Origin of the sequence: Methylobacterium nigriterrae, from assembly GCF_037106235.1 — a bacterium.
In the GTDB taxonomy this organism is placed as follows: domain Bacteria; phylum Pseudomonadota; class Alphaproteobacteria; order Rhizobiales; family Beijerinckiaceae; genus Methylobacterium; species Methylobacterium nigriterrae.
The window spans coordinates 17,656-31,584 of the sequence record NZ_JBAWTG010000015.1; the positions used below are offsets into that span (position 1 = coordinate 17,656).

General features: G+C 71.2%; 12 protein-coding genes. 10 read left to right on the forward strand and 2 right to left on the reverse strand.

Translation table 11 applies throughout. From position 1 onward, the window contains the following. Positions 1-27: 27 nt before the first annotated feature. The 6 genes from WDW90_RS10685 to WDW90_RS10710 all read left to right on the forward strand — a co-directional run bounded on the left by WDW90_RS10685 (position 28) and on the right by WDW90_RS10710 (position 3,640). On the forward strand, positions 28-810 hold the full coding sequence (locus WDW90_RS10685; RefSeq protein ID WP_336487367.1) for a DUF2092 domain-containing protein: 783 nt from the start codon (positions 28-30) through the stop codon (positions 808-810). A gap of 11 nt (positions 811-821) precedes the next feature. Continuing rightward, positions 822-1,385: a hypothetical protein gene (locus WDW90_RS10690; RefSeq protein ID WP_336487368.1), complete on the forward strand. Its 564-nt coding sequence runs from the start codon at positions 822-824 to the stop codon at positions 1,383-1,385. A 115-nt stretch (positions 1,386-1,500) separates the two neighbouring features. Further along, positions 1,501-1,749 (forward strand): hypothetical protein, encoded by a 249-nt coding sequence (locus WDW90_RS10695; protein ID WP_431311013.1) that lies wholly within the window; start codon positions 1,501-1,503, stop codon positions 1,747-1,749. A 479-nt stretch (positions 1,750-2,228) separates the two neighbouring features. Then, positions 2,229-2,708: a Ros/MucR family transcriptional regulator gene (locus WDW90_RS10700; RefSeq protein WP_336487369.1), complete on the forward strand. Its 480-nt coding sequence runs from the start codon at positions 2,229-2,231 to the stop codon at positions 2,706-2,708. A 130-nt stretch (positions 2,709-2,838) separates the two neighbouring features. Beyond that, entirely contained in the window at positions 2,839-3,048 is a 210-nt protein-coding gene (locus tag WDW90_RS10705) for a hypothetical protein (protein ID WP_336487370.1), read from the forward strand. Between the two features lie 181 nt (positions 3,049-3,229). Continuing rightward, positions 3,230-3,640 carry a phage holin family protein gene (locus WDW90_RS10710; protein WP_336487371.1) on the forward strand — a complete coding sequence of 137 codons (411 nt, stop codon included), beginning with the start codon at positions 3,230-3,232 and terminating at the stop codon, positions 3,638-3,640. A gap of 187 nt (positions 3,641-3,827) precedes the next feature. On the opposite strand, the gene WDW90_RS10715 is transcribed toward WDW90_RS10710, so the two are convergent. Continuing rightward, positions 3,828-4,838: a matrixin family metalloprotease gene (locus tag WDW90_RS10715; protein WP_336487372.1), complete on the reverse strand. Its 1,011-nt coding sequence runs from the start codon at positions 4,836-4,838 to the stop codon at positions 3,828-3,830. 423 nt (positions 4,839-5,261) lie between these two features. Here WDW90_RS10715 and WDW90_RS10720 point away from each other — a divergent pair, with 423 nt between their 5' ends. Continuing rightward, complete coding sequence (locus WDW90_RS10720; RefSeq protein WP_336487373.1) at positions 5,262-5,948, forward strand: PAS domain-containing protein; 687 nt, start codon at positions 5,262-5,264, stop codon at positions 5,946-5,948. A gap of 45 nt (positions 5,949-5,993) precedes the next feature. Here the strand turns inward: WDW90_RS10720 and WDW90_RS10725 are convergent, their stop codons facing one another. Beyond that, positions 5,994-7,475, reverse strand: a complete 1,482-nt coding sequence (locus tag WDW90_RS10725; protein ID WP_336487374.1) for a methyl-accepting chemotaxis protein — start codon at positions 7,473-7,475, stop codon at positions 5,994-5,996. Between the two features lie 386 nt (positions 7,476-7,861). On the opposite strand from WDW90_RS10725, the gene WDW90_RS10730 reads away from it, so the two are divergent. The 3 genes from WDW90_RS10730 (at position 7,862) to WDW90_RS10740 (ending at position 13,780) form a co-directional block, all read left to right on the forward strand. Beyond that, positions 7,862-9,262: a cytochrome P450 gene (locus WDW90_RS10730; protein WP_336487375.1), complete on the forward strand. Its 1,401-nt coding sequence runs from the start codon at positions 7,862-7,864 to the stop codon at positions 9,260-9,262. Between the two features lie 5 nt (positions 9,263-9,267). Beyond that, positions 9,268-11,730: a putative bifunctional diguanylate cyclase/phosphodiesterase gene (locus WDW90_RS10735; protein WP_336487376.1), complete on the forward strand. Its 2,463-nt coding sequence runs from the start codon at positions 9,268-9,270 to the stop codon at positions 11,728-11,730. Positions 11,731-11,980: 250 nt separating this feature from the next. Further along, complete coding sequence (locus WDW90_RS10740; protein ID WP_336487377.1) at positions 11,981-13,780, forward strand: acyl-CoA thioesterase; 1,800 nt, start codon at positions 11,981-11,983, stop codon at positions 13,778-13,780. Positions 13,781-13,929 lie beyond the last annotated feature (149 nt).

The window sequence follows — 13,929 nt, forward strand, 5'->3', positions numbered from 1 at the left end:
CGCGGCAGAGAGGAGAGGATGGAGATCATGACCCGCATCTCAGCCCTGATCGGGCTCCTGGCCGGCCTTGCCGTCCCGGGCGCCATCGCCGGGCTCGGACCCGCCGCCGCCCAGGAGCCGGCCGCGGCCGCCCAGCCCGCGCAGGCGGTGGAGCCCGCGGCCGTGGCGCTGCTGCGGGCTGCCGGCGAGGCGCTCGCCGCCGCCCGCAGCCTGAGCTTCACGGCCCTCGCCGTGCACGACGTCCCGAACGCGGAGGGACAGTCCGTCTTCTACACGCTGCGCAGCCGGGTCGAGCTGCGCCGGCCCGACCGCCTGCGCGTCGTGACGGACGGCGACGGCCCGTCGAGCGAGTTCATCGCCGACGGCCGCACCCTGACGCTGTTCCATCCCGGCGAGCGCACCGTGGCGACGACGGGAGCGCCTCCGAGCCTCGATGCCGCGCTGAAGGCGGAGGTCCAGGCCTCGGGCCAGGCGCAGGCCTTCGCCGACATGCTGGTGGCCGATCCCGCCGGGGCCCTCACGGAGGGGCTCACCCGCGCCTTCGTGGTCGGCCGCTCGAGCCTCGTCGGCGGGGTCGAGACGGACATCGTCGCCTTCGCGGACCGCGACGCGCAGGCGCAGATCTGGATCGGTGTTGTGGACCGGCTCCCCCGCCAGCTCTGGGTCACCGAGACCGGCGCGCCCGGCCGCCCGCGCAACGGCGTGACCTTCTCCGACTGGACGGTCGACCGGCCGATCGAGGACAGGGTCTTCTCGACGGCCCATACCGTGGGGGCGCGGCCCGTCCCCTTCCCGAGGCCCGACTTCTGAAGGAGGCAGCGATGCGACGGTTCGTTCTCCCGTTCCTGGCCGCCGGCGCGCTCGCCGGCCTCGCGGTGCCGGCGGACGCCTTCTGGGTGGCGCGGGGCTGGCGCGGCGTGGCGGTCGGCGGCGTACGGGCCCCGATCCTGGCGCGGGGCGCCTACTTCCCGCATTGCTGGCGCTGCGCGCCGGCGGCGGCTGCCCTTGCCGGGACAGCCGTTGCCGGGACCGCGCTGGCCGGCGCCGCCGTCGCCGGAACCGCCGCAGCTGCGGCGCCGACGGGCATGGCCCCCGCACCGGCCCCCGCCGAGGCGGCGCCTCAGAAGGCCGCCGGGACCCAGGTCGCGCAGGCCGGCGGGGGAGGGGGCAGCGGCGCGGCGGCCCATTGCGCCGCGGGCCTGCCGGCCGATTCCCGGATCATCTACGACGCCTCGATCCGCAACATGAAGAGCCTCGAGACGCTGCGCGACACGGTGGTGGCGCAGACGCGCTCGCTCGTCGAGGCCGGCAAGATCAGCGAGGCCGATGCGCGGCCGGCGGCCGAGCGGGCCGGCACCTGCCTGCGGATGCTCGCCAACCCCTGACCCGCCGGGCCGGGCGGCCGCCCGGAAGCCGCCACGTATCGGCGGCGTCCCGCACCCGGGACGCCGGATCGGACCCCGCGCGGCGGAGGCCGCGCTCCAGCAAGGGAGACACGCCATGAAATCGCATCCTGTCCTGAAATCGTTCCTCGTCGCCCTCGGCCTGTTCATCGGCGTGACGGCGTTCATGCCGAGCGAGGCGAACGCGGTGGTCTGCGCGCGGGGCGTGTATCGGGCTGGCTGCGCCGGGCCGCACGGAGCGGTCGGGGTCCGGCGCGGCTACTACGGAGGCCGGACCACGGTGGTGCGGCGCGGCTATGCCGGGCCCCGGACCGTGGTCGTCCGGCGCGGGTACCGCCGGTACTGAGCGGCCTCGCGCCGAGGCCGCGGCCGGGCCGGGATGGCCGCGCCGCGTCTCATACCGGATCCGATGAATCCCTTCGGGATGGCGGATCCGGCCTTCGCGTCGCACGCCGCGCGGGCTTGCTCATGCGCTCCCCGCTCTGATCGGGCGGGGAGCGCATGGCCGGCACCGTGACGCCCGAACAGGCGAGGGCGGCCGCCATGACGGCGAGGGAGAGGACATCCGTCGGGGCTGGTCGGGGCGAGCCGGCGCGTTCGGCCATCGAGCGTTGGGCCGCCGCGGCATGATGCCCGCGCCGGCCTCTCCTGCCGCCTCGCAGCGGCCGCGGCTTCCGTTCGAACTGAATCGATCGTCAAGGCCATTGGCCAAGCAAAGTTTCCCGGACGCATCCAAAAAATTACACTCGGCGACGCATTGCCTCTTGATGCGGAGGCATCAAAATGATCATAGGCGCGCTGAGCAACTTTGAACGGGCCTCCGAAATGCCAGAAGAAAGCCAGGGGACAAACCCCGAATTCATTACACTCGCAGGCGACATCGTTTCAGCCTACGTGTCCAACAATTCCATTCCTGTAGCCGAGCTTCCCGCCCTGATCGCCAGCGTCCACGCGGCGCTGAATGCGCTGGCGGCCGGCCCGTCCGCCGCGGCCCCGGCGGAGGAGGCCGAGAAGGCGACGCCCGCGCAGGTTCGCAAGTCGGTCACGCCGGACGCGCTGATCTCCTTCATCGACGGCAAGCCCTACAAGACGCTGAAGCGTCACCTGACCGGCCACGGGCTCGACCCCTACAGCTACCGCCAGCGCTACGGCCTGCCGGCCGACTACCCGATGGTCGCCGCCAACTACGCCGCCCAGCGCTCGGAACTCGCCAAGTCGATCGGCCTCGGGCGCGCCGGCATCCCCGCCGAGGCGCTCGACGAGCCGACCGCGCCGCCCAAGAGCCGCGGCCGCAAGGCCGGATAGGCGTCCCGGATCGCCGGTCCGCGCGGACCGGCGGTCCGGCCGGCAGCACCCTTAACGGCCGCGAAACCTCGGCCTCGTAGATCCTGCCCTCCGCGGCGCGCCCGGCGCCACCCCGGCAGAGAGGCTTCGCGTGCTCGATCCCTTCGTTCCTGCCGCCCTGGCCGAGCGCCTGCGCGGCAAGCGCCGCAGGGCGCGCCCGCTCGCGGCGATCGACCACGCGCCGTCGCGGCCCGTCTTCGCCGAACTGCTCGACCGCGAGGGTCGCGGCACCGGGCAGTTCGTGCGACTGTCGCAGGGGATGGTCGAGCGGATCACCCGGGCCGTGAAGGCCGCGACCTGAACGGCCCGGGCCTCGTCCGCCGGAACGTCCGCCGGCCCGGCCCGGCAACGGGCCGGAGCGCCCTGCATGATCCGGGGATCAGGGGACGATCGCGCGCGGAACAGCCACGAACCCTCGCCGTTGGCGTCATCGAACCCCTGCCGGGCCGGCGCCGCCGCGCCCGGATCGCCGAGGAGCATGCATGCACGAGCGTACGCCGCCACGGGCCCGAGCGGCGCTCGGGCTCGGATCCCTCATCGGCGAGGCCCTGCGCGGCGCGGGCGATCTGCTGGGCAAGGAGATCCGGCTCTTCCAGGTCGAGGTGGACGGCAACATCCGGGCGCTCGCAGGCCTCATCGCCCGCTTCGGCCTCGCCGTCATCCTGCTCGTCGGCGGGCAGCTCCTGCTGATCCTCGCCCTGGTCAAGGCGCTCGGGGCCTTGATCGGGTCCGAAGCCGTGGCGGCCCTCTGCGTCGGCGGCCTCTTCGCGGCAGTCACCGGGCTCTTCCTGGTGCTCGGGTTGCGGCGCATGTCCCTCGACAACCTCGCGCCCCGGCGGACCGAGCTGCAGCTCGCACGGGATGCCGAGATGCTCGGCGGCGCGAAGGAGTGAGACCGCGCGGCGCCCGCGCGAGGCCGGAATCGGCGCCGCGACGCGGTCACCCGGATCTCGGATGAGGCCGCCTCGGCGCCGAACGGCGCCGTGGCGCGTGGCTAGATCATGCTGCGTTTTGAACGAATCGGTCAAAACGCAGAAAACATGATCAATTCAATAAGTTAGATCATGCTGAGGGCCGGCGTCAGGCGTGCAGCATCCCGTCCGTGGGCAGGTGGACCGTGAAGGCCTTGCCCTCGTCGACCCAGCCGGCGCCGGCCGCGCCGTGCCGGATGCCGTCGATCTCGCTCTGGGTCGCGGCGAAATGGTGGACCCCGCTCTGCGCGTTGTAGAAGCGCTCGAGGGTGACGCCGCCACTCCCCGCCGCGGCGGCATTCGCGTAGGCCTCGAAGGCGACGCCCTCGTACTGGTAGGCCGGCAGCGTCTTGAGGATCTGGTCCCGCTCGGCCGTGCCGGTGGTGTAGAAATGCGTCTTGTTCGCGGAGTCGAAGAAGCGGAACACGTCCATCGTCCCGGCCCCGGGATCGGGCACGGCCCAGTCGGTTCCCTCGTAGACGTACCCGCCCTTGTTCTGGATCAGGGCATCCCGCTCGACCTGGCTCGTCGTGTAGAGATGATCGTTCGTGGCCGGGTTGAAGAAGCGGAAGGTGTCGTGCAGCCCCGCGGCGGCCGGCGCCGCCATGGTCGTTCCAGCGGAGGCCGCGGCGGGAGCGCCGTAGAGCGCCTGGGCTCCGGCGATATCCGAGGTGGTGAGGTCGGTCACCGACGGGTTGAGATAGGCGTTCATCACGGCGGGCGCGCCGTTGTAATGGTCGAGGCCGATCGCGTGGCCGATCTCGTGCAGCGCCACGAGGAAGAGGGGCGTGTTGTGGTTGCTGACGATGCCGCCGCCCGCGGCGTGCCAGCCCTCGCCGCTGTCGAACGTGACGTCGGCCGAGGTCAGGGCCTTGCCGACATAGGCGTAGCTCGTCTGGCCCAGGACCTTGTCGAGCCCGTCGATGCCGCTCTGGCTGAAGCTGATGTCGGCGCCCGCCGCCGAGGCGACCTGCTGGAACGCGACATTCGCGTGCGCCGACCAATCGGCGAGGGCCGCCTGGATCGTCGGCAGGAAGGAGGCGGGAATCGTCCCGTCGATGGCCCAGGACACGGTCTCGCCCGCGCCCCAGCGGGGCCCCTCCAACGCGTATGCAGCCATGTTGCCGTCTCCTTCACACCGGTTGAATGGAGCTTCTGAGAGGATATTGCGGACAGAATGCGACGCTTCGGCCGGCGCCGCCACAGCAAATCCGCAGATTATCTTCCCGACTTCCGAGCATATTGCATTGGCGGATCAACGTTGACTCTCGGGATTGAGAGGATTCTTCTCCGGATCTGTGGGCGTAGCGGAGCCAATCATGCAATTTTTCAACTTCCGACCTTGTGCGATACCGGACGGAGGCGTGGTGCGGCGACCGGCCTGGGGCGGCGCGGCGCGGCTTTGCAAGCGCTTATAGCATATGTTACTCTCGCGCAGTTGCCGGAAGACGTCGGCCGATGCTGCGCGTCGTTCCGTCCAGAGCGGCATGGCGTTTCCATGATATCGTCGACGTTCGCCTTCTCGTCCCGCGAATTTCTTCGGATGATCGAGTCGCTTGGTCTGACTGGAAACTGGGGCTGGACGTTCGCCACGCATACGCAAATCTGGTCGCCTGGCCTATTCAACATCTTAGGCCTCGAAGTCGGGTCCGTGAGACCGGATTACGACTATATGCTCGGCCTCGTTCACCCGGACGACCGCGCCGGTCTCGAGAGCGCCGGCGAGATCATGCGGTCGGGCGTCTTCAGCGATCGCACCTTCCGCATCATCCGCCGGGACGGGACGATGCGCGTCCTGGTGAGCCGGGGCGAGGTGTTCCACGCGCCGGACGGACAGCCGCTCGGCGCGGCCGGCGTGCTGCTCGACGTCACGGACCGGGAGCGGTTCGCGCGCTCTTGCCCCGGCGGCCCGGCACCGTCCGGGGTCGACCCGGCAGCCGCGCCCGGCCCCGCGGAGGCCGAGGCGCCGCCGGACTCCGTGCCGCCGATCGGCATCGAGCAGGAGATCGACCGGCGTCAACTGCGCGCGGCCCGCGCGCTCCTCGAATGGTCCATGGCGGACCTCGCGCAGGCCAGCGGCCTGTCCTTCTCGTCGGTCCGCCGCCTGGAGGAGAGCCCGGATGGCGGCACCCCCCGCAGCCGCCAGGCCGCCATCGCGGCCCTGCGGGCGGCCGGCATCGATTTCTCGCGATCGCCGGGCCGGGCGGTCGCGGTCGCCCGGGTCGCGTGAACCCTGGGGCCCGCGCGCGGGCCGGCCTGCTGCCGGCGCGCAGCCTCAGCGGGCCAGGACGCGCGCCGCGTCCTTCGTGGTGGCCACGGCCCGGGAGACCGCCGCGAGGGATTGCGAGATCGTCCCGATGTTGCCGGTGATCGCCGCGACCGCGCCCGCGGCCCCCTGCATGTTGCCGGAGATGTCCTGCGTGACGACGCTCTGTTCCTCCACCGCGGCGGCCGCGCCGACGACGTGGTCGCGCATCGTCGCGACCGAGTCCTGGATCGCTCCGAGGGCGCCCACGACCTCCTGCGTGACGCCCCGGATGCCGTCGATCTCGGCGGCGATCTGCTCGGTCGCCCGCGCCGCCTGATTGGCGAGGCTCTTCACCTCCTGCGCCACCACGGCGAAGCCGCGCCCCGCCTCGCCCGCGCGCGCCGATTCGATGGTGGCGTTGAGGGCGAGCAGGTTGATCTGGCCCGCGATCGTCTGGATCAGGCCGACGATGCCGCCCATCGCGGCCGCGGCGCCGGTGAGCCGCTCCGTGAAGGTGCCGGCCGCGAGGACCTGGGCATGCGCGGCATCGGTGGCGGCCCGCGACTTGGCCATCCCGGCCGAGATCTCGCCGACGGAGGCGGCCAGTTCCTCGGTCGCCGCCGCCATCGCCTGGACGGTCTGGAGGGTGTCGCCGGCGGCATCGGCCGCCGCCGCGGATTCCGCCCCGGTGCGCGCGATCGAGCCGTCGATCTCGCCGAAATTCCGGTCGATCAGGCGCTGGAGATTGGCCAGGAGGCTCACCTGCGCGGTGATGTCGGTGGCGAACTTGACCACCTTGTAGGGGCGCCCGCTCGCGTCGAGGATCGGGTTGTAGGAGGCCTCGATCCAGATCTCGCGGCCGTCCTTGGCGACCCGCTTGAACTGGCCCGTCCGGTAGGTGCCCCGGCGCAGCGTCGCCCAGAACTCCCGGTACTCCGCGCTGTCGCGGTAGGCCGGCTCCACGAACAGGCCGTGGTGGCGGCCGACGATCTCCGGCAGGGCATAGCCCGTCACGGCGAGGAAGTTCGCGTTGGCCTCCAGGATGGTGCCGTCGAGATCGAACGCGATCACGGCCTGCGAGGCGTGGATCGCCGCGATCTGGCCCTGGCGATCGGCATCCTCGGCCTTCTGGCGGGTGATCTCGGTGGCGAATTTGACGACCTTGTAGGGCTTGCCCCGGCGGTCGAGGATCGGGTTGTAGGAGGCCTCGATCCAGATCTCGCGGCCACCCTTGCCGGTCCGCTTGAACTGGCCCGCCTGGTAGGTGCCCCGGCGCAGCCGCTCCCAGAACTCCCGGTACTCCGCGCTGTCGCGGTAGGCCGGCTCCACGAACAGGCCGTGGTGGCGGCCGACGATCTCCGGCAGGGCGTAGCCCGTCACGGCGAGGAAGTTCGCGTTGGCTTCCAGGATGGTGCCGTCGAGATCGAACGCGATGATCCCCTGCGACTTGTCGAGCGCCGCGAGCTTCGACTCGGTCTCGGCACGCGCCCCGCTCAACCCGCTGAACATCGAGAAGACTCCGAATATTTCTCCGGATCGCGGCGCATTCCATGCACCCCTCGATGCATTCGCCCCACGGACCCACCGTAATCGTCGTGGACATTTGATCGCCGGAACGGTGAATTTTTTATGAATACACCAATTTTAATGCCAAGATTTTGTGATTCTTTCATATATTCAATGGCGTCTTGCGAAAAATTGGCCCATACCTGCCGCGACGGCCGATCGAGCGATGGCTGGATTTGAACCTGAAATATCGCGACACAACTGCCGCTATCCTGGCGCGGAGGGCGGCCCCGGGGTCGCGATTGCTCGCGATCAATTTGCTCTGCGCAATTAAGTCTCCGTCAAGCACTTGGCGATAGCCTTACAACCCTTGATCACGGGCATCGCGCATGCATTCGACGACAGCGAGCACGTTCCCGCTCTCCACGACCTCCCCGTCGTTCCGGGAAGCGGTGGCCGAGGCGGCCGCGTTTCCGCGCCTGGTCCAGACGGTCGTGCGCAACATGATCGAGGCCTGGCCCGCGGAGGTCTACAGCGAGAGCCTCGTGGAAGCCCGCCTCCTTGGCCGCAGGACGCTCTTCGTGAGCGACCCGCGGCTGATCCGCGAGCTTCTGGTCGATCAGGCGGCGCGGCTCGGGCGCGAGGAGGTGATGACGCGGTCGCTGACGCCCGTGCTCGGCAGCGGCATCCTCACCGCGGACGGGGAGCGCTGGCGCGCGCAGCGCCGGACCGCGGCGCCGGTCTTCCGCCACGACCGGATCCGGGACTTCGTCCCGGCGATGCTGGCCGCCGCGGTCGCGACCCGGGCCCGCTGGATGGCGCGCACGGGCGACGGCGCGCCCGTCGACCTGCTCGCCGACATGATGCGCACCACCTTCGACATCATCGTCTCGACCATGATGTCGGACGAGACCGGCCTCGACGTCGCCCGCTTCGGGCAGGCGATGGACGCCTATCTCGACCAGACCCGCTGGAAGATGGCCCTGACCCTCGTCGGCGCCCCGGCCTGGATGCCGCATCCGGGCTCCGCCCGGGGCGTCTCGGCCGCGCGCTACCTGCGCGGCACCGTGACGGCGGCGATCGAGAGCCGCCGCCGCGGCGGCCGCAGCGGCCGCGACCTGCTCGGCCTGATGCTGCGGGCGCGCGATCCCGAGGGCGGGGACGCGATGTCCGACGAGAGCCTCACCGACAACCTGCTGACCTTCATCGCCGCCGGCCACGAGACCACCGCGATCACGCTGGCCTGGACGCTCTGCCTCCTCGCGGAGCACCCCGAGATCGAGGCGCGCGTCGTCGAGGAGATCGCCGCCTCGGGCCGCGACGCGCCGCACGGCCTGCCGGACCTCGACGCCCTCTCTTATACCCGCCAGGTGGTCATGGAGGTGATGCGCCTCTACCCGGCCGCCCCCCTGATCGTGCGCAAGACCCTGGACGAGGTCAGCCTCGGCGGCCGGCGGATTCCGGCGGGCCGGTCGATCCACGTTCCGATCTACGCGCTTCACCGCCACGCCAAGCTCTGGACTGCCCCCGAGCGCTTCGACCCGGACCGCTTCGGGCCGAACGAGAGCGCCGGGCGGGACCGCCACGCCTACATGCCGTTCGGGGCGGGCCCGCGCATCTGCATCGGCATGGGCTTCGCCATGACGGAATGCCTCGCGATCCTGGCCGTCCTGCTGCCGGCCTTCCGCTTCGACCGCGCCGGACCGGCCCGCCCGGAGGCGCGCTTCACCGTGACGCTGCGCCCGCACGGGGGCGTTCCCATGGTCGTGTCGCCGCGCGGAGTCCGCTAGCTCCGATGGCTGCGCCGCACCAGACAGGCCCAGACGGACCGCCCCCCCGCCCGGCCCCCGGCTGGCCGCGGCGGGTCTGGACGCGCCTGCGCGGCCCGGGCCCGGCGGCCGAGGCCGAACCCGGCGAGCGCGAGCGCTACACCCTGGAGACGCGCTTCGGCCAGCTCGAGGAGACCCTGAAGCTCGCCAACTACTCCGCCCTGACCCATGTGGCCATCGCGGTGGCGGTGACGGCCTTCTTCTGGGACGCCGCGCCGCAGGCCTATCTCGCCGGTCTGCTCGCCGTGGTGACGGCGACGAGCGCGCTCGCGGTCGCGGGGGCCTGGGCCCATCGCCGACGGCGGGCCGAGATGATGACGGAGGCCCGGATCGGCCTCGGCTACCGGGTCTCGAACTGGATCGCCCTCATCCTCGGGACCGCCTGGGGCACGATGCCGGTCGTCCTGTTCGCGCCCGCGGACAGCGACCACCGCATGATCGTCACCGCGATCGCGGCCGGCATGATCGCGGACGCCTACGTGATCGGGCCGATCCTGTCGGTGGCGCTGCTGTTCACCGTGCCCCTGGTGGCCGGGAGCTTCGTCGGGCTCGCGCGCAGCGGCGACTCGATCGGGGCGAGCCTCGCCATCCTGCTGACGGTCTACGCCGCCTTCGTGCTGTTCAGCGTCCGGCGGATGAGCCACCTGTCCTACCAGCGCATCCACGACCGCGTCCGGGTCAGCGACCAGAACGAGACGATCGGCCTCCTGCTGCACGAGTTCGAGGAGAGCACGAGCGACTGGCTCTGGGAGACCGACGCGCAGGGCCGCTTCGACCACGTCTCGGCCCGGGTGGCGCAGGTGGCCGGACGCCGAGCCGAGGACCTGCAGGGGCTCACCCTGGCGGAGGTCCTCGCCTGCGGGGCCGCGGGGGCGCTCGGCAGCGGCGCGGCCGAGGTGGTCGCGCTGATCGAGAGCAGGACCGCCTTCCGCGACCACGTGGTCGAGCTGCCCTTCGCGGCCGGCACGCGCTGGTGGCAGCTCAGCGGCAAGCCGGCCTCCGACAAGGCCGGCCGCTTCACGGGCTTCCGCGGCGTCGGCTCCGACATCACGGCGAGCCGCGACACCGAGGCCCGGATCGCCTTCCTGGCGAGCTACGATCCCCTGACGGGGCTCGCCAACCGGGCCCTCTTCCAAGACCGCGCCACCGCCGAATGCGCGCGCGTCGCGGGCTCCGCCGAGGCCTGCGCGCTCCTCTATCTCGACCTCGACGGCTTCAAGGCCGTCAACGACACCTTCGGCCACGGCATGGGCGACCAACTCCTCCGGAGCGTGGCGGGCCGCCTGCAGCCCGTCTCGGCCGACGGCCTCTGGGTGTTCCGCCTCGGCGGGGACGAGTTCGCGGTAATGCAGCGCTGCGGCGGCGTCGCCGAGGCGGTCGCGCTCGCCGAGCGGCTGATCGCGCTCGTCAGCGCGCCCTACCTGATCGATTCCGTGAAGGCCGAGATCGGCGTCAGCATCGGCATCGCCCTCACCCCCGCCCATGCCGGGACGCCGGAAAGCCTCCTGCGCAAGGCCGACCTCGCCCTCTACCGGGCGAAGGCGAAGGGGAAGGGCAGCTTCTTCGTGTTCGAGGACGAGCTCGAGGTGACGCAGCGCGCGCGCCGCGAGCTCGAGGCCGACATCAAGCTCGCCATCGAGCGCAACGAGCTCGCGCTGCACTACCAGCCGCTCACGAGCCTGCGCGACGGCTGCGTCGTCTGCTTCGAGGCGCTGCTGCGCTGGAGCACGCCCGCGCGCGGCCCCGTCTCGCCGGTGGAGTTCATCCCGGTCGCGGAGGCCACCGGGATGATCGTGGCGATCGGGCGCCACGTGCTCGGCCAGGCCTGCCGGGAGGCGGCCCGCTGGCCCCGCCACATCCGCGTCGCCGTCAACATCTCGCCGATCCAGTTCCGCACCACCGGCTTCGTCGACGACATCGCGGCCGCGCTCGCGACGAGCGGGCTCGATCCGGACCGCCTCGAGATCGAGATCACGGAATCGGTCTTCCTCGACAAGACCGCGATCACCATGACCAACCTCAACGAGTTGCGGAGCATGGGCATCCGCATCGCGCTGGACGATTTCGGGACCGGATACTCCTCGCTCAGTTACCTGGCCAAGTTCCCGGTCGACAAGATCAAGATCGACCGGTCGTTCGTTCGCGATATCAACACGTCGGACGAAAGCCTGGCCGTCATCGAGGCGATCCTGGCTATCGCTCAGAAGTTATCCATCTCGGTGACCGCCGAGGGCGTGGAGACGACCGAGCAGGCCAAGATCCTGAAGGCCAGGAATTGCAACGATATCCAGGGATATCTTCTGAGCCCGGCGCGTCCACCCGAAGACATATTTCCGATCATCGAGCGCATCCCGCAGGATTTCAAACGGATGCTTCCGACCGATCCGGCCCAGCCCTGGCCGAGGCCTGTGCGCGTCGTCGGAGCCTGAGCGCCGGAGCCCGGGACCAGGGATCCGCGCCGGGCCGGGGCCGCGTCCCGTTCACATCCTCGCGTTGTCACCCTAGTGTTGCGCGGCAGGGACAGACGCGCCCCCGTCGAGCCGCCATGATGGTGCGTGACCGCACCGTCGGCGCCGGCGCGGCGGTGGCCCGGGCGGGGCCTCGTCGCGGCCTCGCTTCGGCGGCCCGACGCTTGGCCCGACGCTTGGCTGCGGACCTGACCAGCCCGTGCGAGGATCGATGACCCTGCGGACGCTTCGCTCGCTGAGCTGGGCCCCCACGATCGGCCTCTCCTGGCTCTGGGGGCTCGGCTTCTTCTACTCGATCCACGTCACCCTGACGTATGGCTGGCTCGGCTTCGCGGCCTTCGCGGGCCCGAACGCGTTCGGCCTCTACCTGTTCGGCCACGTGCTGGGGCGGCGCGGGCGCAACCCCGCCGAGATCGTCCGGGCCGTGGAGGGGCGCTATACCGGGCTGTTCCTCCTCGCCCAGGTCGCCGCCGTCGGCATCAGCTGCTACGGCCTGTTCACCTACGTGCTGCTGCCGCTGTTCGGCTCCCGCGCGCCGGTCGGCGCCGTGCTGGTGCTGCTCCTCGGCGCGGCCACGGGGCACGCCGCCTCGATCGTCACGCTGAAGCGGCTCCACGCCGCCTATCTGGCGGTCGGAACCGCCGCGGCGGCGATCGCCGCCGCGGGACTCTCGGGTGCGGCGAGCCCGCCCGTCCCGCTCGCGGCCTTCGACGAGCGCTTCTACGGCCTCTGCATCCCGTCGCTCGTCGGCTTCCTGCTCGGCCCCTGGAGCGACGTGCAGCAATGGCAGCGCGCCGTCGCGATCCACCGGGAGGGCGGCTCGATCCGGACGGCCTATGGCGGCGGCGCCCTGATCTTCCTCGGGCTCCTCGGCCTCAACGCCGCCCTGGCGGCCCTGGCGGGGCCAGGCCTGCTCGCCGCCTCGGCCGACGGCATCCCGGGCGCGCAGGCGGCCGTCACCGGCGCGATCTCCCGTGCGGACGCCGCGCCCCTGACCATCGCCTACCTGGCCTGGGCCGTGATCGCCATGGTCTCGACAGTCGACAGCTTCTACTGCGCGACGCGCTGGTTCCTGACCTCGGTGACGACGCGCAGCAGCAGCCCGCTCCTCGCCTTCGTGCCGGCGGGCTTCGTCGCCTCGCCGCTCTGGACCCTGATCGCGGCGCTGGCGGCCGCCGCGGCAGTGCTCGGGGCGAACCTCTCGATGATGTACCTGATGGTGCCCTTCGCGACCCTGTTCGTGGGCGCGACGCTCTGCCTCATCTGCGAGGCGCTGGGAGCCCGCCCGACCTATGACGGGGTCCTCTGCGCGATGATCGGGACGGCCGCGGGCCTCGTCTTCCTGGTGGGCTACGTCGCGCCGGCCGGGGCGCTCATCGCCCTCTCGCCGATCGTCGGAGCCATCGGGGCGCTGCCGGCGATCAGCGCCCTGCTCGGCCCGGCGCCGCCCGCGCTGCCGGATGCCGCCGAGACCGCCCCCGGCCTCGCGACGCTCGTGCTGACCAAGGACGAGGCGGTCGCCGCGCACGGCTTCGACGGGCCCTGGTTCGTGCTGCAGCTGATCCCGACCTACGACGACACGAACTCGGTCGGGAACGTCTACTTCGCGAACTACTTCCGCTGGGTCGGCAAGGCGCGGGAGTTGTTCTTCAACGTCTGCATGCCGGATTTCGACCTCGCAACGACGGGGTTCTACGTGCTGACGCGCTCGTTCACGCACGATTTCCGGCGCGAGGCGCGGGAATTCGAGCCCGTCGTCGTGCGCATCCGCATCGCGGGCCACAATCGGAAGTTCGTGACCCTGGCGCACGAGATCCACAGCCGGACGCAGGGGCTGCTCGGGCGCGGCGAGCAGACGCTGATGTTCGTGGACACGGCGCGCTACCGCCCCCTCGACATCCCGGCGAGCATCATGGCGGGGTTCATGCCGCACTACGTCAAGGACGCCGCGGATTCCTCACCCCGCCGCAATGCGGGCACGCGCGGCGTCGCCCTGGCCGAGGAGGGCTGAGAGGCTCTCGAGCACGACCGGGGCGCCGCGGCCGCGCTTGATCGGCCGAGAAGTCAGCGGCGTCCCGAGATTGACGCCAACAAATCGTTGCGCTCGCAAACAATCACGCTCCACGAAACACGAGCATAGGCCCGCCTTCGCCGGCATCC

Coding starts and splice junctions, on each gene's coding strand:
- WDW90_RS10700 (WP_336487369.1), top strand. CDS start 2,229: ATGCCAGAAGAAAGCCAGGGGACAAACCCCGAATTCATTACACTCGCA.
- WDW90_RS10725 (WP_336487374.1), bottom strand. CDS start 7,475: ATGTTCAGCGGGTTGAGCGGGGCGCGTGCCGAGACCGAGTCGAAGCTC.
- WDW90_RS10690 (WP_336487368.1), top strand. CDS start 822: ATGCGACGGTTCGTTCTCCCGTTCCTGGCCGCCGGCGCGCTCGCCGGC.
- WDW90_RS10720 (WP_336487373.1), top strand. CDS start 5,262: ATGATCGAGTCGCTTGGTCTGACTGGAAACTGGGGCTGGACGTTCGCC.
- WDW90_RS10710 (WP_336487371.1), top strand. CDS start 3,230: ATGCACGAGCGTACGCCGCCACGGGCCCGAGCGGCGCTCGGGCTCGGA.
- WDW90_RS10730 (WP_336487375.1), top strand. CDS start 7,862: ATGCATTCGACGACAGCGAGCACGTTCCCGCTCTCCACGACCTCCCCG.
- WDW90_RS10740 (WP_336487377.1), top strand. CDS start 11,981: ATGACCCTGCGGACGCTTCGCTCGCTGAGCTGGGCCCCCACGATCGGC.
- WDW90_RS10715 (WP_336487372.1), bottom strand. CDS start 4,838: ATGGCTGCATACGCGTTGGAGGGGCCCCGCTGGGGCGCGGGCGAGACC.
- WDW90_RS10735 (WP_336487376.1), top strand. CDS start 9,268: ATGGCTGCGCCGCACCAGACAGGCCCAGACGGACCGCCCCCCCGCCCG.
- WDW90_RS10685 (WP_336487367.1), top strand. CDS start 28: ATGACCCGCATCTCAGCCCTGATCGGGCTCCTGGCCGGCCTTGCCGTC.
- WDW90_RS10695 (WP_431311013.1), top strand. CDS start 1,501: ATGAAATCGCATCCTGTCCTGAAATCGTTCCTCGTCGCCCTCGGCCTG.